We start from the raw sequence: 22800 nt of genomic DNA, 5'->3' as shown, positions 1-22800 counted from the left end.
GCCCCAACCCCTCCCTGAGACCGCCCCGCCGGGACCCCGCCCTCCCCAGTACCGGCCGGCTTTGGGCGTTCGCCCTGCCGCGGCCCGCCGAGCCGCAGGTCCCGCCCCACTTCCCTGAAGCCGGGCCTCAGAACGCCGGGCGCTCCGGGTCCAGCGTCGCCCGGCCCTCCGTCGGGGACGAGGCTTCCGCGAAGCGGCGTTGGGGGATGCGGCCCGCTCGGTGGGCCAGGCGGCCCGCCGAGACGGCGTCGCGCATGGCCGCCGCCATCAGGGCCGGCTCCTGGGCCCGGGTCACCGCCGAGGCCAGCATGACCGCCGCGCAGCCCAGCTCCATCGCCAAGGCGGCGTCCGACGCCGTCCCCGCGCCCGCGTCCAGGATCACCGGGATCCCGGCCCGCTCCACGATCAGCTCGAAGTTGTGCGGGTTGCGGATGCCCATCCCGGAGCCGATGGGGGAGCCCAGCGGCATGATCGCCGCGCAGCCCACGTCCTCCAGCTTCCGGGCCAGCACCGGGTCGTCGTTGGTGTACGGCAGGACCGTGAAGCCCTCGTCGACCAGGACCTCCGCCGCGTCGAGCAGTTCCACGCCGTCCGGCAGCAGGGTCCGTTCGTCCGCGACCACCTCCAGCTTGATCCAGTCCGTGCCCAGTGCCTCGCGCGCCAGCCGGGCCGTCAGGACGGCCTCGCCGGCGGTGAAGCAGCCCGCGGTGTTCGGCAGGACCGCGATGCCCAGCCTGGACAGCACGGACAGGACCGAGCCCTGCACCGTCGGGTCCAGGCGGCGCATCGCCACGGTGGTCAGCTCGGTGCCGGAGGCGACCAGGGCGCGTTCCAGGATCTCCAGGCTCGGGGCGCCGCCCGTGCCCATGATCAGGCGGGAGGAGAAGGTCCGGCCGCCCAGGGTGAACAGGTCGTCGGCCATGGTGCTCAGCCTCCCTGGACCGCGGTGAGGACCTCGACCCGGTCGCCGTCGCCGACCGGGGTCAGGGGCCACTGGCCGCGCGGGACGACCGTCTCGTTGAGGGCGGCGGCCACGCCGGAGGGGGCCGCGGTGAGGGTGGCGACCACCGTGTCGAGGGTGGTGCCGGCCGCGACCTCGCGCGGCTCGCCGTTGACGGAGATGGTCATGCGTACGACTCCTGACGTGCGGGGGAGAAGCGGCGGGGGGAGAAGGGGCGGGCGATCTCCGGCACGGCGCCGGTGGTCAGCAGCTCCGCCATCACGTCGCCGGTGAGCGGGGTCAGCAGCACCCCGTTGCGGTAGTGGCCGGTGGACAGGTGCAGTCCGGGCAGGTCGGTCGGGCCGAGCAGCGGCGCGTTGTCGGGGGAGCACGGGCGCAGCCCGGCCCGGGTCTCGACGAGCGGCAGCTCGGTGATGCCGGGGACCAGCTCGTGGGCGTCGCGCAGCAGCTCGTAGACCCCGCCGGCGGTGACGGTGGTGTCCCAGCCGAGTTCCTCGCTGGTGGCGCCGACGACGAGTTCGCCGTTCTCGCGCGGGACCAGGTAGACGTGACTGCCGCGCACCACGGCCCGTACCGTCCGCGACAGGAACGGTGCGTAGGCGGGCGGTACGGCCAGCCGCAGCACCTGTCCCTTGACCGGCCGTACGGGCGGCAGCACCTGCTCCGGTACGCCTTCGAGCCGGCCGCTGAGCGAGCCGGCGGCCAGGACGACCTGGTCGGCGAGGAGCTCGGTGCCGTCGTCGAGGAGCGCCCCGCGGGCCCGGTCGGCGGTGACGAGGAGCCGGCGGGCGCTGGTGCGGTGGATGTGGACCCCGGCCCGTTCGCAGGCGGTGAGCAGGGCGGCGGCGAGGCGGCGCGGGTCGACCTGGTGGTCGCCGTCGACGCGCAGCCCGCCGCGTACCCCGGGGGCGAGCATGGGCTCCAGGCGGCGGCACTCGCGGCCGGTGAGCCACTCGGACTCCAGGCCGCAGCGCCGCTGGAGGGCGTGCAGTTCCCGCAGGTGGAGGCGGTCGTCGGCGTCGAGGGCGACGGCGAGGGTGCCGCAGGCGCGGTAGCCGAGGTCCATGCCGCCGCTGGCTTCGGCGAGCTCGGCGGCGAACGCGGGGTAGCGGGCGGCGGAGGCGAGGTTGAGCCCCAGCAGGGTCTCCTCGCCGTAGTGCAGCTCGGTGACGGCGGCGAGCATGCCGGCGGCGACCCGGGCGGCGCCGCCCCCGGGGTCGGGGTCGGCGAGCGCGGTGCGCAGCCCGTGCCGGGCCGCCCGCCAGGCGGTGACCAGGCCGATGATCCCGCCACCGATGACGAGGACGTCGTGGCCCCGTTGCTCGGACCGCTGCCCGGAACGTTGCCCGGACCGCTGCCCGGACCGTTGCCCGGACCGCTGCCCGGACCGCGGCCCGGACCGTTGCCCGGACCGGTCGTCGGATCCCTTGTCGGATGCGTGCATGGGCGTCCAGCCCCTCCCTTCGCCGGCATGACCCGGATCAGGTTCGTACGGTCGGAGGCCGGCCAGCCTCCCTCTCAGCCCGGTGCGCCCGGACTCCCGCGATAGGTACGGTGGCCAGACTAACCCCGGGGCCGGTGGCGGGTAAGGCTGCCTCCCCGCGGTGGACGCCCCCCGCTTTCCTGACGGGTCGTCAGGTGGCTAGGCTGGTCGTGTGATCGAGCAGACGCAGCAGCAGACGGAAAAGACCGGGCCCGGTGTCGTGATCGTCGGCGCCGGGATGGCCGGCGTGCAGACCGCGGTGGCCCTGCGGGAACAGGGCTGGACCGGCCCCGTGACCCTGCTGGGCGCCGAGCCCCACCAGCCCTACGACCGGCCCCCGCTCTCCAAGGCGGTGCTGCTCGGCAAGGCCGAGGACTCCGCCTTCGACGTCGACTTCGAGGGCCTGCGCATCACCCTGCGCCTGGGGACCGAGGTCACCGGCCTGCGCGCCGCCGACCGCGAGCTGGACACCGAGGCCGGTCCCGTCCCGTACGAGGTCCTCGTCCTGGCCACCGGGGCCACCCCGCTGACCCTGCCCGGCACCGGCGGCGTCCCCGGCGTCCACCTGCTGCGCACCCTCGACGACGCCGCCCGGCTGCGCCCCGTGCTGGCCGCCGCCCCCGAGGTCGTCGTGGTCGGGGCCGGCTGGATCGGCGCCGAGTTCGCCACCGCCGCCCGCGAGGCGGGCTGCGCCGTCACCGTCGTCGAGGCGGCCGACCGGGTCCTGGCCGGGGCCCTGCCCGCCGAGGTCGCCGCCCCCATGGCCCGCTGGTACGCCGGGGCCGGGGCCACCCTGCTCACCGGGGCCCGGGTGGCCGGGATCGAAGAGGGCCGGGTGCTCCTCGCGGACGGCGGCGAGTTGCCCGCCGGGGCGGTCGTCGTCGGCATCGGCGCCCGCCCCGCCACCGACTGGCTCGCCGGCAGCGGCGTCGAGCGGGGCCCCGACGGCTCCGTCACCGCCGACGCCCACCTGCGCACCTCCCTGCCCGGGGTGTACGCCGTCGGCGACTGCTCCTCCTTCCCGTCGGCCCGCTACGGGACCCGGCTGCTGGTCCACCACTGGGACAACGCCCTCCAGGGCCCCCGCGCCGTCGCGGCGAACATCGTCGCCGGGGAGCCCGTCCAGGCCTACGACCCCGTGCCGTACTTCTGGTCGGAGCAGTTCGGCCGCTTCGTGCAGTACGCGGGCCACCACGGCGGCGCCGACACCCTGCTGTGGCGCGGCGACCCGGACGGCGAGAGCTGGTCGGTGTGCTGGCTGCGCGGGGACGCCCTCGTCGCCGTCCTGGCCGTGGGCCGTCCCCGGGACCTGGCCCAGGGGCGCAAGCTGATCGAGTCGGGCACCCCCGTCGACCCGGCCAAGGCGGCCGACCCGGGCGTCCCGCTGAAATCGGCCGTCGCCTGACGGACCGCCCCCGGCAGGGGCCCGTACCCGGACGCGGGCCCCGATCCGGACACATCGCCGCCCACCGGGCCGGACCCGGACGGACGGGGCCGGGTACCGACCGCCCCGCCGAGGTGGCAGGCTTGTGTCCGTGACCGAGATTGACGCAAAGATCGATGCCCTCGTCCCCTCCTGGCTGTACCTCCCCGACATCGCGGAGATGCTCGACATCGAGGTGACCCGGGTCCGCCAGATGGTCAAGGAAGGGCAGCTGATCGCCGTACGCCGGGGCGAGAACCGCGCCCTGCAGGTTCCGGCCCAGTTCATCGACGGCGACAAGGTCGTCAAGGGACTCGTCGGCCTGCTGACCGTACTGCGCGACGACCGCTTCTCCGACGAGGAGATGCTGGAGTGGCTCTTTACCGAGGACTCCTCCCTGCCCGGCACCCCCGTGCAGGCGCTGCGCGAGAACCGCGGCACGGAGGTGAAGCGCCGCGCCCAGGCGCTCGCCCTCTGAGCGGCTGATCCACGGACGCGGGCGGGCCGGGTAACCTCGGCCCGCCCGCATTCCCATCATCACCAGGGGGTACTCCCATGCAGCAGCTGTCCGACGCCCGGCTCTACCTGTGCACGGACGCCCGCAAGCGGCAGGGGGACCTCCCCGAGTTCCTCGACGCCGTCCTGGCCGGCGGCGTCGACATCGTCCAGCTCCGCGACAAGGGCATGGAGGCCGGAGAGGAACTCGAACACCTCCAGGTCTTCGCCGAGGCCGCCCGCCGCCACGGCAAGCTCCTCGCGGTCAACGACCGCGCCGACGTCGCGCACGCCATCGGCTCCGACGTCCTGCACCTCGGCCAGGGCGACATCCCCGTCCCCGCCGCCCGCGCCATCCTCGGCCGGGAGGTCCTGATCGGCCGCTCCTGCCACTCCGAGTCCGAGGTCGACGCCGCCGTCGCCGAACCGGGCGTGGACTACTTCTGCACGGGCCCCTGCTGGCCCACCCCCACCAAGCCCGGCCGCCACGCCCCGGGCCTCGGCCTCGTGCGCCACGCGGCCTCCCTGGAGCAGGACCGCCCCTGGTTCGCCATCGGGGGCATCGACGCCGGGAACCTGGACGAGGTCCTCGACGCCGGGGCCACCCGTGTCGTGGTCGTCCGCGCGATCACCGAGGCCACCGACCCCGGCGCCGCCGCCGCCGACCTGGCCAAGCGGGTCCGCGCCCGGCTGGGCTGACGGATCCCGCGCGGCCGGCCTCGTCACGCACTCGCGTGCGGCTCGTGCCGCGCTCGGGCGGGCGCCCCGGTGTCCAAAAATCTGTCCAATGGATGGACAGCGCTTCGGCGTCCGGCGGGGCGCGTCTAACCTGCCGGTATGGCCCTTGGTACCGCTTCCACCTGGTCGGACCGTGCACACACGGTCCGCGACCTCCTCGCGTCCGGAGCCTCGTATTCCTTCGAGTTCTGGGCCCCCCGGACCGAGAAGGGTGAGCGCAACCTCTGGAACGCGCTCCGCCGGATCGAGGCGGTCGCCCCGAGCTTCGTCTCCGTCACGTACGGGGCCGGCGGCTCCACCCGGGGCGGCACCGTCCGCGCCACCCAGCAGATCGCCGCCGACACCACGCTGACCCCCGTCGCGCACCTCACCGCGGTGGACCACTCCATCGCCGAGCTGCGCCACGTGATCGGCCAGTTCGCCGACGCCGGCATCCGCAACATGCTCGCCCTGCGCGGCGACCCGCCGGGCGACCCCATGGGCACCTGGGTCAAGCACCCCGAGGGCGTCGACTACGCGGCCGACCTCGTGCGCCTGCTCAAGGAGTCCGGTGACTTCTGCGTCGGCGTCGCGGCCTTCCCCGAGATGCACCCCCGCTCGGACAACTGGGATTCGGACATCCGGCACTTCGTGGACAAGTGCCGCGCCGGGGCGGACTACGCCATCACCCAGATGTTCTTCGATCCCGAGCATTATCTGCAGCTGCGCGACAGGGTCCAGAAAGCGGGCTGCGAGACCCCGATCATCCCCGAAGTCATGCCTGTTGTGGGCATCAAGCAGCTCGACCGGCTGCCCCAGCTGAGCAACGCGGTCTTCCCTGACGCCGTGAAAGACCGCATGCACGCCGTCAAGGACGATCCGGCCGCTGTACGCTCCATTGGCATCGAGTTCGCCACGGAGTTCTGCGCGCGGCTGCTGTCCGAAGGTGTTCCGGGACTGCACTTCATCACGCTGAACAATTCCACGGCGACTCTCGAAATCTACGAGAACCTGGGCCTGCACCAGCGGGCCTGATCGGCCGTCTCCCGTCTCCCGCGCGGTACGGCCGTACCGAGAGGGGCCTTGCATGGGAATGACGGTCCTCTACATCGCGTTCGCTTTCGTCGCGTTGTGGCTGCTTGCCGAGGTCCTGATGCAGTACAAGGCCCGGCTGCGCTGGCGCCTGCTCGCCTTCGCCGGGTTCCTCGGCGTCGTCGCCGGGGTCATACTGCCGTCGGTGCTCGTCATCGCCGCCGGCGCGGCGGCCTTCGCCGTCGGCCAGACCCTGGTGACGCTCTCCTTCCGCAAGGGCTTCGTCGCCGGCTGGGCCCTGCGCAAGGGCAAGGACGGCGGCCCCGCACGCCAGGAGCCGCAGAGCAGACGCCGCCGCTCCGGGCGCGGCGCACAGCGCCCGGAGCCCGCGCTGGAGGTGACCGGGCTGGAGTACGGCTCCCCGGACCCGGCCGCCCCGCGCGCCGACGCCCACGACGACGCCGACGACCGGGACGAGCGCAACGTCTTCACCCCGCAGCCGGTGCCCGAGGAGACCGGCTCGTACGGGATACAGAGCTTCGCCCCCCAGCAGCAGGACCCCACCACCGCCTTCGCCTCCCCGTTCGCCGCGGACGGGCAGGGCGGCGGCCAGCACGGCGCCTACTACGACCCCGGCCAGGGCCAGGGGGGCTACGACTACACCGGCGGGTACCCGGCGGGCGACCAGCAGGTCTACGCCGCCTACTCCGACCCGTACATCGGCACCGGCGGGGCGGTCTCCCCGGGCCAGCCGTACGACTACCCGCACTACGACCCCGCGCAGCAGCAGTACTCCATGGACACCCCGCCCGGCGGGGTGTGGGTCCCGCAGCAGCGTGCCACCGACGCGGCCCCGCAGCCCTACCCGGAACAGGACCCGCAGCAGCCGCAGCAGCAGCCGCAGCAGGGGTACCCGTACCAGGGCAACGGCGAGTACGGGCAGTACCGCCACTGAGGTGGACGAGGGGAGGGCCCGGCTCGCACGAGCCGGGCCCTCCCCTTTGCCGGCGCCCCCGGGGCTCACTGCGAGCCGCGGAACTCCGCCCCCTCGACGATCAGGCCCGCCACCAGGGCCCCCGTCATCCCCGCGTGCGCGAGCCCGCCCCCGGGGTGCGCCCAGCCCCCCGCGAGGTACAGCCCGGGCAGCCCCGTGGCGTTGGCCGGGTACAGCAGGCGTCCGCCGTCGCCGGGCAGGGCCGGGGCGGGTACCGAACCGCCGACGGCGCCCGTGGCCCTCTCCGCGTGCTCCGGGGTGCGCACCTCCTGCCACAGCAGCCGCTTGCGCAGGTCGGGGACGGCCCGTGCGGCGAGGTCCAGCAGCTTCTCCGGGTCCGGCACCGCGGCCCCGCCGGCGGGGCCGCAGACGGCGCTCACGGTGACCGCCTCGTGGTCCGCGTCGGGCCGGGTGGACGGGTCGTCCGGGCGCAGCACCGTGACGAGCTGGACGGCGGCGGAGCCGGGGGAGTGCACCAGCGTGCGGTGGACGGCGTCCTCGGGGCGGCCGCCGCGCAGGGCGAGCAGCAGGGTCAGCCGGCCGGGAACGGAGCCGCCCCGGGCCGGCACGCTGCCGCGCGGCCAGGACACCGAGCCGGCCGGGAGCTGCCGGGGGTCGATCCCGCAGACCACGGAGTCGGCGGCCGCCTCGGTGCCGTCGGCCAGCCGGACCCCGGCCGCCCGGCCGTCCCGGGTCAGGACGCCCTTGACGGGGGCGCCGAAGACGAACTCCACCTTCCGCTCCAGGCACCGCTCGTACACGGCGGTGGCCAGCTCGCGCATGCCGCCGCGCACGTACCAGGTGCCGAAGGTCTGCTCCATGTACGGCAGGGCCGCCGCGGCGGCGGGCGCCGAGTCGGGGTCGAGCCCGTACGCCAGGACCCGGCCGCGCAGCAGCTCCCCGAGCCCGCCGCCCAGCTCGCGCCGGGCCACCTCGGCCAGGGTCGGCCGGCGGCGGCGCAGCAGGCCGCTGCCGCGCAGCGCCGGGTAGGGGTCGTGCCCCAGGACCTGCCAGTCGGGGCGCAGCGGCTCCTCCAGCAGGGGGCGGCGGGTGGCGTCCCAGGTGTCGCGGGCGCGGCCCAGCAGGTCGTTCCAGCGGTCGCCGGCGCCCGTGCCGAAGGTCTCGTCGAGGGCGGCGGCGACGCCGCCCCGGGAGGTGCCGGGGAGGGTGACGGCGGCGTGGTCCAGGACGTGCCGGACGGCCGGGTCCACCTGGACCATCTCGACCAGGTCCTCCAGCGGCCGCTTGCCGGTCTTCACGAACAGGTCGCGGTAGACGGCGGGCAGGTGCAGCAGGCCGGGGCCGGTGTCGAAGGCGAAGCCGTCGCGCTCGTACCGGCCGAGCGCGCCGCCGTAGGTGGAGCCGCGCTCGTAGACCGTCACCTGGTGGCCCGCCACGGCCAGCCGGGCCGCCGTCGCCATCGCGCCCATGCCGGCGCCGATCACCGCAATTCTTGCCATGGCGCTGAGCCTATCGAGCGATCGTCCTACCCATCGAGCGAGGTCAGCGGGTCAGTACGGGGGAGCCCCGCGGACCGCCGCCAGGCGTTTCTCCTCCCGGCGCTGGGCCCGCCGCCTGCGGTAGCGGCGGATCCGGCTCCAGAGGAAGACGATCAGGGCGAGACCGGCGGCGAGCAGGACGGCCGCGATGACGGCGGCGGCCGTCGGATGGAACATGGCGAACGTGACGAGTCCGCCGACGCCCAGGTCCTCGGCCGTGCTCAGCACGAAGTTGCTGAAGGGCTCGGGGGAGGTGTTGACGGCCATCCGGGTGCCGGCTTTGACGAGATGGCTGGCCAGCGCCGTGGAGCCGCCGAGGGCGCCGGCGGCGAGGTCGGGCAGCGAGCCGCTCTGTCCGGCCAGCAGGGCGCCGATCACGGCCCCGGAGACCGGGCGGATCACCGTGTGGACGGTGTCCCACACGGAGTCCACGTACGGGATCTTGTCCGCGACGGCCTCGCACAGGAACAGCACGCCCGCCACGACGAGCACGTCGGTGCGCTGGAGGGAGGCCGGGACCTCGTCGGTCAGGCCGGTCGCGCCGAAGACGCCGAGCAGGAGGACCACGGCGTAGGCGTTGATCCCGCTGGCCCAGCCGCTGGTGAAGACCAGGGGGAGCACACTCACACCGGCATCATGCCGCAGGGACGCGGAAAACGGTGAGGGACGGCCGCCATCGCGCGGCCGTCCCTCACCGGACGGAACGGGATGCGGGGGCTAATGCCCCTGTTCGTCCCGGCGGCGCTGCCACCGGTCCTCGATACGGGTCATCATCGACCGACGCTGCCGGTTCTGCCCGCGGGCGGAACCGCCTGCACTTCCGGAGACGGGCTGTTCGCCGGGCTTGGGTGCCTTGCGCCAACCGGTGACCACGAGGACCGTACAGGCCAGCATGACGAGGAATCCCACCACGCTGATCCAGAGCACTTCCTGCCAGATCACACCGGTCATGAGGAGCGCGATACCCACCACAATGCCTGCGACTGCCTGGTAGACCCGTCGCCGGGTGTACGTGCGCAGTCCACTGCCCTCAAGCGCTGTCGCGAACTTGGGGTCTTCGGCGTACAGCGCTCGCTCCATCTGCTCGAGCATGCGCTGCTCGTGCTCCGAGAGCGGCACGGGAGTCCTCCTCATCCGTCGGTCGCGGGGGGTAGCGACCAGGGGTCCCCTTCAGGATAGGCGGGGAATCGCCCCCGTGACACCCGCCCTCTACGCCACATTCTGCACATCGCTGAGCGAGAAACCACTTCGTCGAAACGTACCGTCACCAGCGCGGTCACTGAGGCGCTTATTCCCCAATGAGAGGTCCGCCATGCCGAGCGGTGGTCCGATCATACGGGTCACGGCGCGGGAACGGAGGGGTCTCGCGCAGGTAAACCCTGCGGATCAGGCGGGCTTCTCGCCGAGGACGTGCAGCTGGGTGGCCACCGCGTGGAAGGCGGGCAGCTCGGCGGCGGCCTCCTCCAGACGCAGCAGCGCCTCCACCGCGTCCGGCTCGGTGTCCACGAGCACGCCGGGCACCAGGTCGGCGAAGACCCGCACCCCGTGCACCGAGCCGACCTCCAGGCCGGCCCCGCCGACGAGCTCCGCGAGCTGCTCGGCGGTGAAGCGGCGCGGCACCGGGTCGCCGGAGCCCCAGCGCCCGGCCGGGTCGGTGAGCGCGGTGCGGGCCTCGGTGAAGTGCCCGGCGAGCGCCCGCGCCAGGACGGCCCCGCCGAGGCCGGCGCCGAGCAGGCTGAGGACGCCGCCGGGGCGCAGCGCGGCGACGGCGTTGGCCACGCCCTCGGCCGGGTCGTCCACGTACTCGAGCACGCCGTGGCAGAGCACCACGTCGTAGGCGTCCCGCTCGACGACGTCCAGCAGGCCCTGGGCGTCGCCCTGGACCCCGCGCACCAGGTCGGCCACGCCCTCCTCGGCGACCCGGCGCTCCAGCCCGAACAGCGCGTTCGGGCTGGGGTCGACCACGGTCACCCGGTGGCCCAGCCGGGCGACGGGCACGGCGAACTTGCCGGTGCCGCCGCCGGTGTCGAGGACGTCCAGCACATCCCGCCCGGTCGCCTTCACCCGGCGGTCGAGGGCCTCCTTGAGGACCTCCCACACCACGGCGGTGCGGAGGGAGGCACGGGGGCGGGAAGTGTCCGACACGGCTGATGGCTCCTCGGCGGCGTTGGGTCGGGGTGCGGTGCTCGCCCCACCCTATTGCCTCGGCCGACCGCGCAGCTCATCCCGCGTCCGGACGCTCCGGGCGGGGCTGGGGGAGGGGCTGCGCCACGGGCTGCAGCGCGAGCATCCGCTCCACCAGGCGCAGGAACATCCCGGCCTCCCGTACGAGGTCGTCCGCGTCCCGGCCGGTGGCCGCGTCCGGTATGCCCGCCTCCGCCCGGGCCCGGCGGGCGGCGCCCGAGGCGAACAGGGCGCTCCACTCGGTCAGCTCCGGCGCGACCTCCGGGAGCACCTCCCACGCGCTGCGGATCCGGGGCCGCCGCCTGGGGTGGACCGGCTCGGGCCGGGCGCGCGCGGCGAGCACCGCCGCGGCGGCGCGCAGGGCGGCGAGGTGGGCGGTGGCGTACCGCTCGCCCGGCCGGGGCAGCAGGGCGGCCTCGGCCAGGCCGCTGCGGGCCTTGGCGAGCAGGTCCAGGGCGGCCGGGGGCGCGGCCGACCTGCGCGGGACGGGGTGGACAGGGGACGGGGACGGTGTGGCCATGACGAACCTCCTGTCGTTGCGTGGTGCTGGCGGGTGGTGCGCGGTTTGCGTTGCTGGACCCATCGTGACGCCCCCCACTGACAATCGCCCTGACCTGCGCCTTTCCCCCCAAAGTCCCCCTCGTCTACCGACTTTGGTCCCGAACCTGCTAGTTTTTGAACTGACTGGTCAGTTCAAAAGGAGGGGGAGTGGCGTGGACAGCCCGCACGGCGCCGCCGTCAAGGCCGAGGGCTTCGGACTCAAGGGCCCGCGCGGCTGGGTCTTCCAGGACATCGCGATCGACGCCGCACCCGGCTCGCTCCTCGCGGTGGAAGGCCCTTCCGGCAGCGGCCGCACCTGCCTGCTCCTGGCCCTCACGGGCCGGATGAAACCCACCGCGGGCCACGCCGAGATCGGCCGCCACCGCCTCCCGAAGAAGATGGCCGCCGTCCGCCGGATCGCCGCCCTCGGCCCGGTCCCCGGGGTCAACGACCTCGACCAGGCCCTCACCGTCGCCGAACAGCTGCGCGAGGGCGCCATGCTCCAGCGCCGCTACGACGCCCCTGTACGCGCCCTGCTGCGCCCGCGCGGCGCGCACGCCCCGGCCCCGGCCCGGGTCCGGATCGAACAGGCCCTGGCCGCCGTCGGGCTCGACCCGGCCACCCTGCCCAAGGGCCTGCGCACCTCCGTACGGGACCTGGAGCGGCTGGAGGCGATCCGGCTGTCCGTGGCCATCGCCCTGCTGGGCGGCCCCCGGCTGCTGGCCCTCGACGACCTCGACCTCAAGCTCTCGGACGCCGAACGCGCCGAGGCCTGGGCCCTGCTCCGCTCGGTCGCCGCCCGCGGCACCACCGTCCTCGCGGTGTGCAGCGAGGCCCCGGCGGACGTGACGGCGGTCCGTACGGGCCCGCAGACCCCGCCGGCAGCCGCGGCCCCGTCCCTCACCGAGAAGGACGCCGACACCGAGGCTGCCGACACGGGCACCAGTACCGGCACCGGCACCGGCACCGACACCGACGACGAAGACACGAAGGGGGCGGACGATGCGCTCGCCGAAACTGGCCGCGCTTGAGCTGAAGCGGTTCGGGCGGGGGAAGCTGCCCCGGGCCGCCCTCGTCGCGCTGCTCCTGCTGCCCCTGCTCTACGGAGCCCTGTACCTGTGGTCGTTCTGGGACCCGTACAGCCGCCTCGACCAGGTGCCCGTGGCCATCGTCAACGCCGACAAGGGCGCCACCGTCGGCGGTGAGCACCTCGACGTCGGCGGTGAGATCACCCGGAACCTGCGCGAGCGCAAGACCTTCGACTGGCGCGTGGTCGGCGCCGACGAGGCGGCGAAGGGCCTGGAGGACGGGAAGTACTTCCTCTCCCTGACCATGCCCGCAGACTTCAGCGAGAAGGTCGCCTCCAGCGGCGGCGCCGACCCCACCACCGGGGCCCTCCAGGTCCGCACGAACGACGCCAACAACTACATCGTCGGCTCGATCTCCCGCACCGTCTTCTCCGAGGTCCGCTCGGCCGCCTCCACCAAGGCCTCGCGCAAGTTCCTCGACAAGATCTTCGTCTCCTTCTCCGACCTGCACGGCAAGACCGCCGAGGCCGCCGACGGCGCCGACAAGCTCAAGGACGGCGCGGGCAAGGCCCAGGAAGGCGCCAAGGAGCTCGCCGAGGGCCTCGACACGGCCAAGGAGAAGTCCGGCGAGCTCACGGGCGGCCTGAACAAGCTCAACGAGGCCGCCGCCAAGCTGGAGACCGGCTCCCGGCAGGTGGCCGAAGGCACCCAGCAGGTCGCCGACCTGGCGAACGGAGCCGCCGACAAGGCCCGCCCGTTCGTCAAGGACCCCAAGAACCTCGCCGACACCGCCAAGCTGGTCGCCGACACGGCCCACGTCGTCAACAACCACCTCGACAAGGCCGTCGAGCGCGCCCCGGGCGCCGCCGCCAAGTCCAAGGCGGTCTCCACCGGCCTGGACTCGTACTACACCAAGGTGTGCGCGACCCCTGGTGCCTCCCCGCTCGTGGCCTCCTGCGCGGACCTGAAGAAGATCAAGGACGACGCGGCCGAGGCCGCCCTGCTCGCCGGCGACGTGAACACCGTCCTCGGCAACTCCAAGGGCGACATCACCAAGCTCAAGGGGCAGCTGACCGACCTGGAGAACAAGGCCCGCGAACTCGCCGACAAGGCCCCCGGCCTCGCCGGCGACCTGAACGCCGCCGTGGCCAAGGCCAACGCCCTCAACGACGGCGCCCACCAGGTCGCCGACGGCATGGTCAAGCTCCACGCCGGCATCGGCACCGCCGCGGGCGGCTCCGGCAAGCTCGGCGAGGGCGTCGGCAAGCTCGGCGACGGCGCCCAGCAGCTGGACGGAGGCCTGTTCAAGCTGGTCGACGGCACCGGCCAGCTCGCCGGCGGCCTCCACGACGGCGCCGGCAAGATCCCGGACTACGACCAGCGCCAGCGCGACGCCCGTACGCAGGTCATGGCCGACCCGGTCCAGCTCGCCAGCGACCCCCTGCACAAGGCGCCCAACTACGGCACCGGCTTCGCCCCGTACTTCATCCCGCTCTCCCTCTGGGTCGGCGCGATGGTCGCCTACATGCTGATCGCCCCCATGAACAAGCGGGCCCTGGCCGCCGGCGCCTCGGCCTGGCGGATCGCCTTCGCGGGCTGGCTGCCCGTCGTCGGCCTCGGCGCCGCGCAGGTGGGCGCGCTGATGTCCGTACTGCACTGGGGCCTCGGCCTGGAGATGGCCCACCCGGCCCTGACCATCGCCTTCCTGGTCCTGGTCACCGCCTGCTTCGCGGCGATCATCCAGTGGCTCAACGCCAAGTTCGGCGCCGCCGGACGCATCCTGGTCCTCGCGGTCCTGATGCTCCAGCTGACCTCGGCGGGCGGTACCTACCCCGTCCAGACCAGCCCCGGCTTCTTCAACGCCATCCACCCGTACCTGCCGATGTCGTACATCGTCGCGAGCCTGCGCCGCCTCATCACCGGCGGGGACCTCACCCCGGTGTGGCAGGGCGGCCTGGTCCTGCTCGCCTTCACCGCCGGGGCCCTGGCCCTCACCGCCCTCGCCGCCCGCGGCAAGCAGGTGTGGACGATGGACCGGCTGCACCCGGAACTGAGCCTGTAAGGGGCTGTTGACCTGTGAGAATCAGCGCCATGGAAAGCAGCAGCACCACCGCCGGCGGGGCCCGGCGGCAGGCCACGCGACAGAAGCTGTACGAGGCGGCCGTCACCCTCATCGCGGAACAGGGCTTCTCCGCGACCACCGTCGACGAGATCGCCGAACGGGCGGGCGTGGCCAAGGGCACCGTCTACTACAACTTCGCGAGCAAGACCGAACTCTTCGAGGAGCTCCTGCGGCACGGGGTCGGCCTGCTGACCGCCTCGCTGCGGGCGGCCGCGGACGAGACGGAGGAGCGCGGCGGCAGCCGGATCGAGGCCCTCGACGCGATGATCCGGGCCGGCCTGGTCTTCATCCACCGCTACCCGGCCTTCACCCAGCTCTACGTCGCCGAACTCTGGCGCACCAACCGCGCCTGGCAGGGCACGCTGATGGTGGTCCGGGGCCAGGCGGTGGCGGTGGTGGAGTCGGTGCTGCGGGAGGGGGTCGAGCGGGGCGAACTCAGCTCCGAGATCGACGTGCCGCTGACGGCGGCGGCGCTGGTCGGGATGGTGCTGGTGGCCGCGCTGGACTGGCAGGCCTTCCAGAGCGAGCGGTCACTGGACGACGTGCACTCGGCGCTGTCGCTGCTGCTGCGGGGGCGGGTGAGCGGGAGCCGCTGACCCCCGGTCGGCGGTGCCGCCCGGGGGACCGGGCGGCGTAGAACTGAGTATCCGTACCTAGGTGCACAGATGAGTACCCGTACGGATGGGCTCCCACCTGCGGAAACCGCAGACTGGGGGTTGGGGACAAGGGCAGGCCGGCCGGCCCGCACCGCGGACACGGGGCCGCGGAGCGGGCGGCTACTGCCCGGGGAACAGGACGCCGGTGCGGCGGGGCTCGGGGGGAACGAGCCCGGCCGCACCGGCTTTCCGTTTCCCCGTTCCGCCTCGAACGCCGGCGCGGCCACAAGATTCGCCTCGAACGCCGGCGGGGCCGGATTTCGCGCAGCGGCCCCGCCCCAGACCCGTCAGCCCCGGTTGCGGAGGGGGAGGCGGATGCGGCCGCCGAGGCGGGACGCAGTGGCCGACGCGGCAGACAGCCTGGCCGCCGCGGCGGCGGTCAGACGGGCCCCCGAGCGGGGCAGCAGCAGCGCGCGGAGGCGGGCGCCGCGGCCGACGCCGGCCAGGAGGGCCGACCGGGCCGCCAGGACGTCCGCGGTCAGACCCCCGTAGCCGTCGGCCGCGCCCGGCGGCGCGTACAGCGCCCGCTCCACCGCGCCCGCGACCCGGTGCACCGCCTCGGCGGCCTCACCCTCCAGCCGTCCCAGCCGCACGACCCGCTCCGCCGCACCGCGCGGCGACAGCGCCCCGTCGGGCGGCACGCCCACGTCCCAGGCGCAGTCACCCAGCTCCTGCCAGGCGGCCAGGACGTCACCCGAACCGAGCCGCCGCTCCCGCACCCGCCGCCGCCACAGCAGCGGCAGCAGTGGAACGGCCGCCACCAGCAGCACCAGCGCCACCCAGCCGAGGACCGCGCCCGCCGGCACCCCGCCGGACCCGGACCCGGTGCCCTGCTGGGCCACCGGCCCCCCGCACTCGCCGAGCTTCTTCTGCGCCGGCGGGCACGCCTCCCCCTGCGAGGGCGCCGCCGACGGCGCGGCCGCCGACTGCGAGGGCGCCGCGGACGACGCGGACGGCTGCGGGGCCGGGGCCTCCGGGCGGCCGTAGTCCGGCAGGGTGATGCCCGAACGGGGCGTCGGCTCGAACCGGGTCCAGCCCACGCCCTCGAAGTACAGCTCCGGCCAGGCGTGCGCGTCCCGCATCGAGACGTTCACCGTGCCGTCGGACTGCTTCTCGCCGGGGGTGAACCCGACCGCGACCCGCGCCGGTATCCCCAGCGTCCGCGACATCGCCGCCATGGAGAAGGCGAAGTGGACGCAGAAGCCCTCCTTGTCCTCCAGGAAGCGGGCGATGGCCTGCGAACCCGTGCCCGAGGAGACCTTCGTGTCGTAGCGGAACCCGCCGCTCACGGCGAAGAAGTCCTGGAGCTTCACCGCCCGCGCGTAGTCGTTCGTCGCGCCCTGCGTGACCCGCCGGGCCGTCTCCGCCACCACCGGCGGCAGGTTGTCCGGCAGCTTCGTGTACTCCGCGTGCACCGCCGCGTTCGCGGGCGGCGCGGACTCCAGCTGCTCCGCGGTGGGCCGCAGCAGCAGGCTCCGTACGGTGTACTGCGCGCCCTGCACGTTCTGGAAGCGGTCCTTGCCCAGCTGGTCGCCGACCAGGGTCCGGCCGACCGGCTCGAAGCGCCACTTGCCGCCGATGTCGACCTGCGTCGCCGGGTACGGCATCGGCAGGTAGCGCTGGGCGTAGGTGTCCGCCGCCGAGACGGTGGTGCGGACCTCGACCGCGTTCCCGCGGACCTCCTCGGTCAGCCCCGCCGGGACCGGCAGCCGCTGCGGGACGTCCGTCAGCGGCCGGGCGGACGCCTCCCACTTGACCCCGTTGAACTCGTCGAGCGCCAGGATCCGCAGGTACTGCTCGCCGAGCTGCGGGCTGTCCGTGCGGTACTTCATCACGACCCGGTTGTCCTGGGCGTTGAGGCTGCTCTGCAGTGAGACCAGCGGGTTCACCGCCGAGATCGTGCCGCCGCCCCCGCCCGCCGACGCGGCGTCCTCGCCCTGGTTGCCCAGCATCCCGCCGCCGAGCGACGGCAGCGCGGCCGGCACCACCAGCGCCAGACCCAGCGCGACCGCGCCGATCCGCCGCCCGGTGCGCACGGGGGCCACGGCGCGCGTGCCGCCGGCCCCGTTCGCGCCGTAACCGGAGCCGGCCGAGGCGGGGGTACGGGCGTTGGGGGCCGCGCCGAAGACCCGGCCCCACTGGGCCAGCCGGTCGCGCCCCTCCGACAGCAGCACCATCAGGTAGCCCGCGCCGGCCAGCAGGAACGCGATCCAGGGCCGGCCGCGCCCGTCCGAGAGCCCGGCGGCGACCGAGTACAGCGCCAGCAGCGGCAGCCCGGCCGCCGCGGCCGTCCGCAGCGTCACCGCCAGCGCGTCCACCAGCAGCCCGATCAGCAGCACCCCGGCCAGCAGCAGCAGCCGGATGCCGTCCGTCAGCGGCGCCGGTATGGCGAACTCGCCGACGTCCCGCACGCCCTGCTGGAACAGCCCGGCGAAGTCGGTGACCAGGAAGGCCAGCGGCCCGCTCCCGGTGGACTCGGCCTTCCCCGCGAAGAGGAAGGCGAGCAGCAGCAGCGACACCAGCAGCTGCGCGCCCACGGTCAGCGACCGGGCGAGCGGCACCCGCCGCGCCCCCGCGCCCACCGCGGCCTGCACGGCCAGCAGCAGCGCCGCCTGGACCAGCCAGCCGGAGGTCTCCACCAGCGGGGCCAGCGACCAGGCGGTCAGCAGCGTCGCCAGCGTTCCGAAGATCGTCACGCGCGTCCGCCCGCTCATGCCGTGCCTCCCGGGTTCCGCGGGCCGACGGGGACGTTCCCGGCCTGCCGCCACAGTTCGGCGAAGGCCGCGCCGGGCGGTACGGCCAGCGCCGTCCAGCCCGCGTCGCGCAGCCCGCGCAGCCGTTCCTCCACCCGCGAGGGCGCTCCGGTCCACAGCGCGGGGTCCAGCACGAAGGCGATCGCGGCCGCGCTGCGCTGCCGCATCCGGGCCGCCAGCTCGCCCTGCTCGTCGTCCAGGTCGGCGAAGAAGGCGATCAGCAGCCCGTCGCCGCCCGGGGAGCCGGCGCCGCCGCGCAGTGCGTCGTAGGCGCGGCCCAGACCGCTGCCCTCGGAGTGGCCGACGACCGCGAGGGTGTCCATCATCAGGCCGGCCGCCTCGGCGGACTCCGGGCCGCCCGCGGTGCTCCCGCCGGCGAAGGCGCCCGCGCCGGGCACCGCGTCGCCGGTGTCGGTGAGCAGCCGGGCGGCGAAGCCCTGCTCCAGGACGTGCAGCAGGGTGGAGGCGGCGGCCGACACCGCCCACTCGAAGGCGGAGTCGGGGCCCGCGCCCTCGTAGGCGAGGTGGCGGGTGTCCAGCAGGACGGTGGCCTTGCTGCGCTGGGGTTGTTCCTCGCGGCGGACCATCAGCTCGCCGTAGCGGGCGGTGGAGCGCCAGTGCACGCGGCGCAGGTCGTCGCCGCGCCGGTAGGTGCGGGGGATCACGTCGTCGTCGCCGGCCAGGGCCAGGGAGCGGCGGGTGCCGTCACCGTGGCCGCCCGCCTCGCCGGTCATCCGGACCGGGGGCAGGGGCTGGGTGCGCGGGACGACGGTGAGGGTGTCGTAGGCGCTGAAGGAGCGGGTCAGCTCGACCATCCCGAAGGGGTCGGTCAGCCGCAGCTGGAGCGGGCCGAGCGGGTAGCGGCCGCGCAGGTCGGAGCGGACCCGGTAGGACACCTCGCGGCGGCCGCCGGGCTCGACCCGGTCCAGCACGAAGCGGGGGCGCGGCCCCAGCACGTAGGGCACCCGGTCCTGGAGCATCAGCAGCCCCGTGGGCATCCGGGAGACGTTCTCCAGCCGCAGCTGGACCCGGGCCTCGCCGCCGGCGGGCACGCGCGGCGGGGTCAGCCGGCGTCCGGCGGTGACCTGCTGGCGGGTGCGGTGCAGGGCGACGACGCAGATCAGGGGCAGGACGACGAGCAGCAGGCCGACCCGCAGCAGCTGGCCCTGTCCGAGGACGTACGCGCAGACGGCGGCGGCGGCGCCGGCCGCCAGGAACGAGCGGCCCCGGGTGGTGAGCCCGGACAGCGAGGCGCGCAGCCCGCCCGGGTTCCCGGCCTGCCCGCCGGCGCCGTTCGGGGCACCGGCCGCCATCAGAAGCTCCGGGCGCCCGCGCCGGGCGGGACCTCGCCGCGGGTGTGCGTGGCCGGGACGGGGGTGCGCTGGAGGATGTCGTGGACGACCTGCTCGGAGGTGCGCCGGTTCAGCTGGGCCTGCGCGGTGGGCAGGAGGCGGTGCGCGAGGACGGGCGCGGCCAGTTGCTGGACGTCGTCGGGCAGGACGTAGTCGCGCCCGGACAGGGCGGCGGAGGCCTTGACGGCGCGCAGCAGGTGCAGGGTGGCGCGGGGGGAGGCGCCCAGGCGCAGGTCGGGGTGGCTGCGGGTGGCGGAGACCAGGTCGACGACGTACCGCTTCACGGGGGCGGCGACGTACACCTCGCGGACGGCCTCTATCAGCTTGACGACGTCGTGCGCGTGCGCGACGGCGGTGAGGTCGTCGAGCGGGGAGATCCCGCCGTGCACGTCGAGCATCTCCAGCTCGGCCTCGGGGCTGGGGTAGCCGACCGAGACGCGGGCCATGAAGCGGTCGCGCTGGGCCTCGGGGAGGGGGTAGGTGCCCTCCATCTCGACCGGGTTCTGGGTGGCGACGACCATGAACGGGCTGGGCAGCGCGTAGGTGGTGCCGTCGATGGTGACCTGGCGTTCCTCCATCGACTCCAGCAGCGCCGACTGGGTCTTCGGCGAGGCCCGGTTGATCTCGTCGCCGATGACGATCTGCGCGAAGATCGCGCCGGGCTTGAACTCGAACTCGCGGCGCTGCTGGTCGTAGATGCTGACGCCGGTGATGTCCGAGGGCAGCAGGTCCGGGGTGAACTGGATGCGCTGGACCGAGCAGTCGATGGACTTGGCCAGGGTCTTGGCCAGCATGGTCTTGCCGACGCCGGGTACGTCCTCGATGAGCAGGTGCCCCTCGGCGAGCAGGACCACCAGTGCGAGCCGTACGACCTCGGGCTTGCCCTCGATCACGCGCTCGACCGACTGGCGGACCCGCTCGGCCGTGCTGGTCAGATCAGCGAGGCTCGCTCGGTCGTCGTACGTGGTCACCTGGTTCTCCTCGGCCCTTTGCCCAGGGCCGACGCGCATGGCGCACGGTCCGGCCCGCCCCGAAACACGGACACCGCCCCGGAGGGTTTCCGGGTGACGTCTCACCGCATTCTTGACGGCGCCGGGCGCTGTGTCACTCAGGTGGCCGGATCGATCTCCCGCAGGAGCCCGGTGTGCACGTCGAAGACGAAGCCTCGCACATCGTCCTTGTGGAGCAGGAACGGGTTGGTGCGGACCCGCTGCATGGACTGGCGCACGTCCTGGTCCACGTCACGGAACGCCTCGACGGCCCACGCGGGGCGCTGGCCGACCTCGTCCTCCAGCTCGTGCCGGAAGTCCTCGGTCAGGCTTTCGAGACCGCAGCCGGTGTGGTGGATCAGTATCACCGAGCGGGTGCCCAGGGCGCGCTGGCTGATGGTGAGCGAGCGGATGGTGTCGTCGGTGACCACACCGCCGGCGTTGCGGATGGTGTGGCAGTCGCCGAGCTCCAGGCCGAGGGCCTTGTGCAGGTCGAGACGGGCGTCCATGCAGGCCACGACGGCCACGTGCAGGACGGGGCGGGCGTCCATGCCGGGGTCGGTGAAGGCGGAGGCGTAGCGGCGGTTGGCCGCGACGAGCTGGTCGATGACGGAGTCGCCGCCGGATGCCGTGGGCGCGGAGTGTGCGGGCAGGGATGCGGATGTCGTCATGCCTACGACGTTAGTGGTCACGGGCCGTCCGGGCAGGGGGTGAGGACGGACAAAGAAGGTCAACGATGATTGTTGTGAGCTAACCCACAAGGGTGCGAAGGAGTCCGCCGACCGGGTGATTCGCGGCTTTTGCGGGTGCGCCGGGGGAGGGGCGCACCGCGTGCGGGGCGGTTCGTTGACCGGGGCGGGCGTTGCACTAAAGTGACGCGAACCGGCCGGAGCCCGGCCCCACCGGCCGCACCGGCCCCCTGGTAACACTCCGCGTGCGCGGCGCGGCGTATGCCTGCCGCGCCGTTATCTGAGAGGGCGCTTTGACTAGCGAGTCCCGACATGTCCCGGTGATGCTCCAGCGGTGCCTGGACCTGTTGGCCCCGGCGCTGGAGAGGCCGGGGGCCGTCGTCGTCGACTGCACCCTCGGCCTCGGCGGCCACAGCGAGGCCCTGCTGACCCGGTTCCCCGAGGCGCGCCTGATCGGCCTCGACCGCGACAAGGAGGCCCTGCGCCTCTCCGGCGAGCGGCTGGCCCCCTTCGGCGACCGGGCCACCCTCGTCCACGCGATCTACGCCGACCTCGCCGAGGTCCTCGACGGCCTGGGGCTCCCCACCGTCCAGGGCGTCCTCTTCGACCTCGGCGTCTCCTCCATGCAGCTCGACGAGGCCGACCGCGGGTTCGCCTACGCGCAGGACGCGCCGCTCGACATGCGCATGGACCAGACGACGGGCATCAGCGCCGCCGAGGTCCTCAACACGTACGCCCCCGGCGAGCTGGTCCGCATCCTGCGCCAGTACGGCGAGGAGAAGCAGGCGAAGCGGATCGTCTCGGCGGTCGTGCGCGAGCGCGCCAAGGAGCCGTTCTCCAACAGCGCCCGGCTGGTGGAGCTGATCCGCGACGCGCTGCCGCAGGCGGCCAAGCGCACCGGCGGCAACCCGGCCAAGCGGACCTTCCAGGCCCTGCGCATCGAGGTCAACGGGGAGCTCGCCGGGCTGGAGCGGGCCATCCCGGCCGCCGTGGACCGGATCTCGGTCGGCGGGCGGATCGCCGTCCTGTCGTACCACTCCCTGGAGGACCGCCTGGTGAAGCAGGTCTTCACGGCCGGCGCCACCTCGACGGCGCCGCCCGGGCTGCCGGTCGTGCCGGAGAAGTACCAGCCGAAGCTGAAGCTCCTCACCCGGGGCGCGGAGCTGCCCACCGAGGAGGAGATCGCCGAGAACCGGCGGGCCGCCCCGGCCCGGTTCCGCGGCGTCGAACGGATCCGCGAGGCGCGGCCGTGACCAAGGCCGGCAAGGTGGCCACGCTGACCCGCGGCGGGGCGGCCCGCCTCGTGCGGGCCCGCCCCGGCGGGAGCGGGCCCGGCGGGGCCCGGCAGGCGGCGCGGATGCCGTTCGTGCTGCTGGTCGTGGCGTTGCTGGCCGGCGGGCTGATCAGCCTGCTGCTGCTGAACTCGGCGCTCAACCAGGGGTCCTTCCAGCTGAGCCGGCTGAAGAAGGAGACCACCGCGCTGACCGACGAGCAGCAGGCGCTCCAGCGGGACGTCGACGGCTACTCGGCGCCCGACGCGCTGCAGCGGCGGGCCCGTGAGCTGGGCCTGGTGCCGGGCGGCAGCCCCGTCTTCCTCGGCCCCGACGGCAAGACCGCCGGCACCCCGGTGGTGGCGGAGGCCCCGGCCCCGCCCTCGCCGACCCCGACCCCGACGCCCACGCCGCCGTCGGCCCCGGCCGCCACGCAGAACCCGGACGGTCCGGCCCAGCCCGCCCCGAGCGGAACTCCGCAGCCCTCCCCGACCCCTGGCAGGTGACGTCGTGACGCGGTTCCCTGCGGGACTCCTCCCCGCCCCACCCTTCCTCCGTTCCCCCGGGGCGCCCCCCCCGGCCCCCGTCGGGGGCGGCCGCCCGGGGGCCGCC

At 74.4% G+C, this 22800-nt stretch carries 22 protein-coding genes and 1 riboswitch; of the genes, 10 read left to right on the top strand and 12 right to left on the bottom strand.

Annotated elements, in window-relative coordinates:
• Positions 1-127 precede the first annotated feature (127 nt).
• The 3 genes from ACFVXK_RS26390 to thiO all read right to left on the bottom strand — a co-directional run bounded on the left by ACFVXK_RS26390 (position 128) and on the right by thiO (position 2405).
• A complete protein-coding gene (locus ACFVXK_RS26390; protein WP_389615702.1) occupies positions 128-922 on the bottom strand; it encodes a thiazole synthase in 795 nt (264 codons plus the stop codon).
• Between the two features lie 5 nt (positions 923-927).
• Positions 928-1128, bottom strand: a complete 201-nt coding sequence (gene thiS, locus ACFVXK_RS26385; protein WP_389615700.1) for a sulfur carrier protein ThiS — start codon at positions 1126-1128, stop codon at positions 928-930.
• Positions 1125-2405, bottom strand: a complete 1281-nt coding sequence (gene thiO, locus ACFVXK_RS26380; RefSeq protein WP_389615698.1) for a glycine oxidase ThiO — start codon at positions 2403-2405, stop codon at positions 1125-1127. Before thiO ends, thiS begins: the two co-directional genes overlap by 4 nt.
• Positions 2403-2515: riboswitch (TPP riboswitch) on the bottom strand. (Overlaps the previous gene by 3 nt.)
• A gap of 101 nt (positions 2516-2616) precedes the next feature.
• Here thiO and ACFVXK_RS26375 point away from each other — a divergent pair.
• From ACFVXK_RS26375 to ACFVXK_RS26355, 5 genes are all read left to right on the top strand, one after another.
• Positions 2617-3849 (top strand): NAD(P)/FAD-dependent oxidoreductase, encoded by a 1233-nt coding sequence (locus ACFVXK_RS26375; RefSeq protein WP_389615696.1) that lies wholly within the window; start codon positions 2617-2619, stop codon positions 3847-3849.
• Positions 3850-3979: 130 nt separating this feature from the next.
• Positions 3980-4345: an Rv2175c family DNA-binding protein gene (locus ACFVXK_RS26370; protein ID WP_389615695.1), complete on the top strand. Its 366-nt coding sequence runs from the start codon at positions 3980-3982 to the stop codon at positions 4343-4345.
• A 77-nt stretch (positions 4346-4422) separates the two neighbouring features.
• The gene (gene thiE, locus ACFVXK_RS26365) at positions 4423-5061 is read left to right on the top strand and encodes a thiamine phosphate synthase (RefSeq protein ID WP_389615694.1); all 639 of its coding nucleotides are present in this window, start codon (positions 4423-4425) and stop codon (positions 5059-5061) included.
• Positions 5062-5199: 138 nt separating this feature from the next.
• The gene (gene metF, locus ACFVXK_RS26360) at positions 5200-6114 is read left to right on the top strand and encodes a methylenetetrahydrofolate reductase [NAD(P)H] (RefSeq protein ID WP_389615692.1); all 915 of its coding nucleotides are present in this window, start codon (positions 5200-5202) and stop codon (positions 6112-6114) included.
• Between the two features lie 52 nt (positions 6115-6166).
• On the top strand, positions 6167-7066 hold the full coding sequence (locus ACFVXK_RS26355) for a hypothetical protein (protein WP_389615690.1): 900 nt from the start codon (positions 6167-6169) through the stop codon (positions 7064-7066).
• A 65-nt stretch (positions 7067-7131) separates the two neighbouring features.
• Here the strand turns inward: ACFVXK_RS26355 and ACFVXK_RS26350 are convergent, their stop codons facing one another.
• The 5 genes from ACFVXK_RS26350 to ACFVXK_RS26330 form a co-directional block, all read right to left on the bottom strand.
• A complete protein-coding gene (locus tag ACFVXK_RS26350; RefSeq protein ID WP_389615688.1) occupies positions 7132-8565 on the bottom strand; it encodes a phytoene desaturase family protein in 1434 nt (477 codons plus the stop codon).
• A gap of 51 nt (positions 8566-8616) precedes the next feature.
• On the bottom strand, positions 8617-9231 hold the full coding sequence (locus ACFVXK_RS26345) for a DUF4126 domain-containing protein (protein ID WP_389615686.1): 615 nt from the start codon (positions 9229-9231) through the stop codon (positions 8617-8619).
• 90 nt (positions 9232-9321) lie between these two features.
• On the bottom strand, positions 9322-9723 hold the full coding sequence (locus ACFVXK_RS26340; protein WP_358898606.1) for a DUF3040 domain-containing protein: 402 nt from the start codon (positions 9721-9723) through the stop codon (positions 9322-9324).
• Between the two features lie 267 nt (positions 9724-9990).
• Entirely contained in the window at positions 9991-10749 is a 759-nt protein-coding gene (locus ACFVXK_RS26335; RefSeq protein ID WP_389615684.1) for a class I SAM-dependent methyltransferase, read from the bottom strand.
• 76 nt (positions 10750-10825) lie between these two features.
• Positions 10826-11308, bottom strand: coding sequence for an SAV_6107 family HEPN domain-containing protein (locus tag ACFVXK_RS26330; RefSeq protein WP_389615682.1), 483 nt, complete (start codon positions 11306-11308; stop codon positions 10826-10828).
• A gap of 193 nt (positions 11309-11501) precedes the next feature.
• On the opposite strand from ACFVXK_RS26330, the gene ACFVXK_RS26325 reads away from it, so the two are divergent.
• The 3 genes from ACFVXK_RS26325 to ACFVXK_RS26315 are packed head-to-tail and all read left to right on the top strand — an operon-like array spanning position 11502 to position 15074.
• Positions 11502-12359, top strand: a complete 858-nt coding sequence (locus ACFVXK_RS26325) for an ATP-binding cassette domain-containing protein (protein ID WP_389615680.1) — start codon at positions 11502-11504, stop codon at positions 12357-12359.
• Positions 12331-14418, top strand: a complete 2088-nt coding sequence (locus ACFVXK_RS26320; protein ID WP_389615678.1) for a YhgE/Pip family protein — start codon at positions 12331-12333, stop codon at positions 14416-14418. The genes ACFVXK_RS26325 and ACFVXK_RS26320 overlap by 29 nt, the downstream gene beginning before the upstream one ends.
• Before the next feature lie 14 nt (positions 14419-14432).
• Entirely contained in the window at positions 14433-15074 is a 642-nt protein-coding gene (locus ACFVXK_RS26315) for a TetR/AcrR family transcriptional regulator (RefSeq protein ID WP_389615676.1), read from the top strand.
• 347 nt (positions 15075-15421) lie between these two features.
• On the opposite strand, the gene ACFVXK_RS26310 is transcribed toward ACFVXK_RS26315, so the two are convergent.
• The 4 genes from ACFVXK_RS26310 to ACFVXK_RS26295 all read right to left on the bottom strand — a co-directional run bounded on the left by ACFVXK_RS26310 (position 15422) and on the right by ACFVXK_RS26295 (position 20962).
• Positions 15422-17848 carry a transglutaminaseTgpA domain-containing protein gene (locus tag ACFVXK_RS26310; RefSeq protein ID WP_389615674.1) on the bottom strand — a complete coding sequence of 809 codons (2427 nt, stop codon included), beginning with the start codon at positions 17846-17848 and terminating at the stop codon, positions 15422-15424.
• Positions 17845-19200, bottom strand: a complete 1356-nt coding sequence (locus tag ACFVXK_RS26305; RefSeq protein WP_389615673.1) for a DUF58 domain-containing protein — start codon at positions 19198-19200, stop codon at positions 17845-17847. Before ACFVXK_RS26305 ends, ACFVXK_RS26310 begins: the two co-directional genes overlap by 4 nt.
• The gene (locus ACFVXK_RS26300) at positions 19200-20210 is read right to left on the bottom strand and encodes a MoxR family ATPase (RefSeq protein ID WP_045949332.1); all 1011 of its coding nucleotides are present in this window, start codon (positions 20208-20210) and stop codon (positions 19200-19202) included. The genes ACFVXK_RS26305 and ACFVXK_RS26300 overlap by 1 nt, the downstream gene beginning before the upstream one ends.
• 137 nt (positions 20211-20347) lie before the next feature.
• Entirely contained in the window at positions 20348-20962 is a 615-nt protein-coding gene (locus tag ACFVXK_RS26295; protein WP_389615671.1) for a beta-class carbonic anhydrase, read from the bottom strand.
• Positions 20963-21240: 278 nt separating this feature from the next.
• On the opposite strand from ACFVXK_RS26295, the gene rsmH reads away from it, so the two are divergent.
• Positions 21241-22170 carry a 16S rRNA (cytosine(1402)-N(4))-methyltransferase RsmH gene (gene rsmH, locus ACFVXK_RS26290; protein ID WP_389615704.1) on the top strand — a complete coding sequence of 310 codons (930 nt, stop codon included), beginning with the start codon at positions 21241-21243 and terminating at the stop codon, positions 22168-22170.
• Complete coding sequence (locus ACFVXK_RS26285) at positions 22167-22694, top strand: hypothetical protein (protein ID WP_389615669.1); 528 nt, start codon at positions 22167-22169, stop codon at positions 22692-22694. The genes rsmH and ACFVXK_RS26285 overlap by 4 nt, the downstream gene beginning before the upstream one ends.
• Positions 22695-22800 lie beyond the last annotated feature (106 nt).

The organism is Streptomyces sp. NPDC058157, assembly GCF_042884105.1.
Classification (GTDB): Bacteria; Actinomycetota; Actinomycetes; order Streptomycetales; family Streptomycetaceae; genus Streptomyces.
Note: the sequence above shows the minus strand (reverse complement) of the source record. Positions and strands in the feature narration are given on the sequence as shown.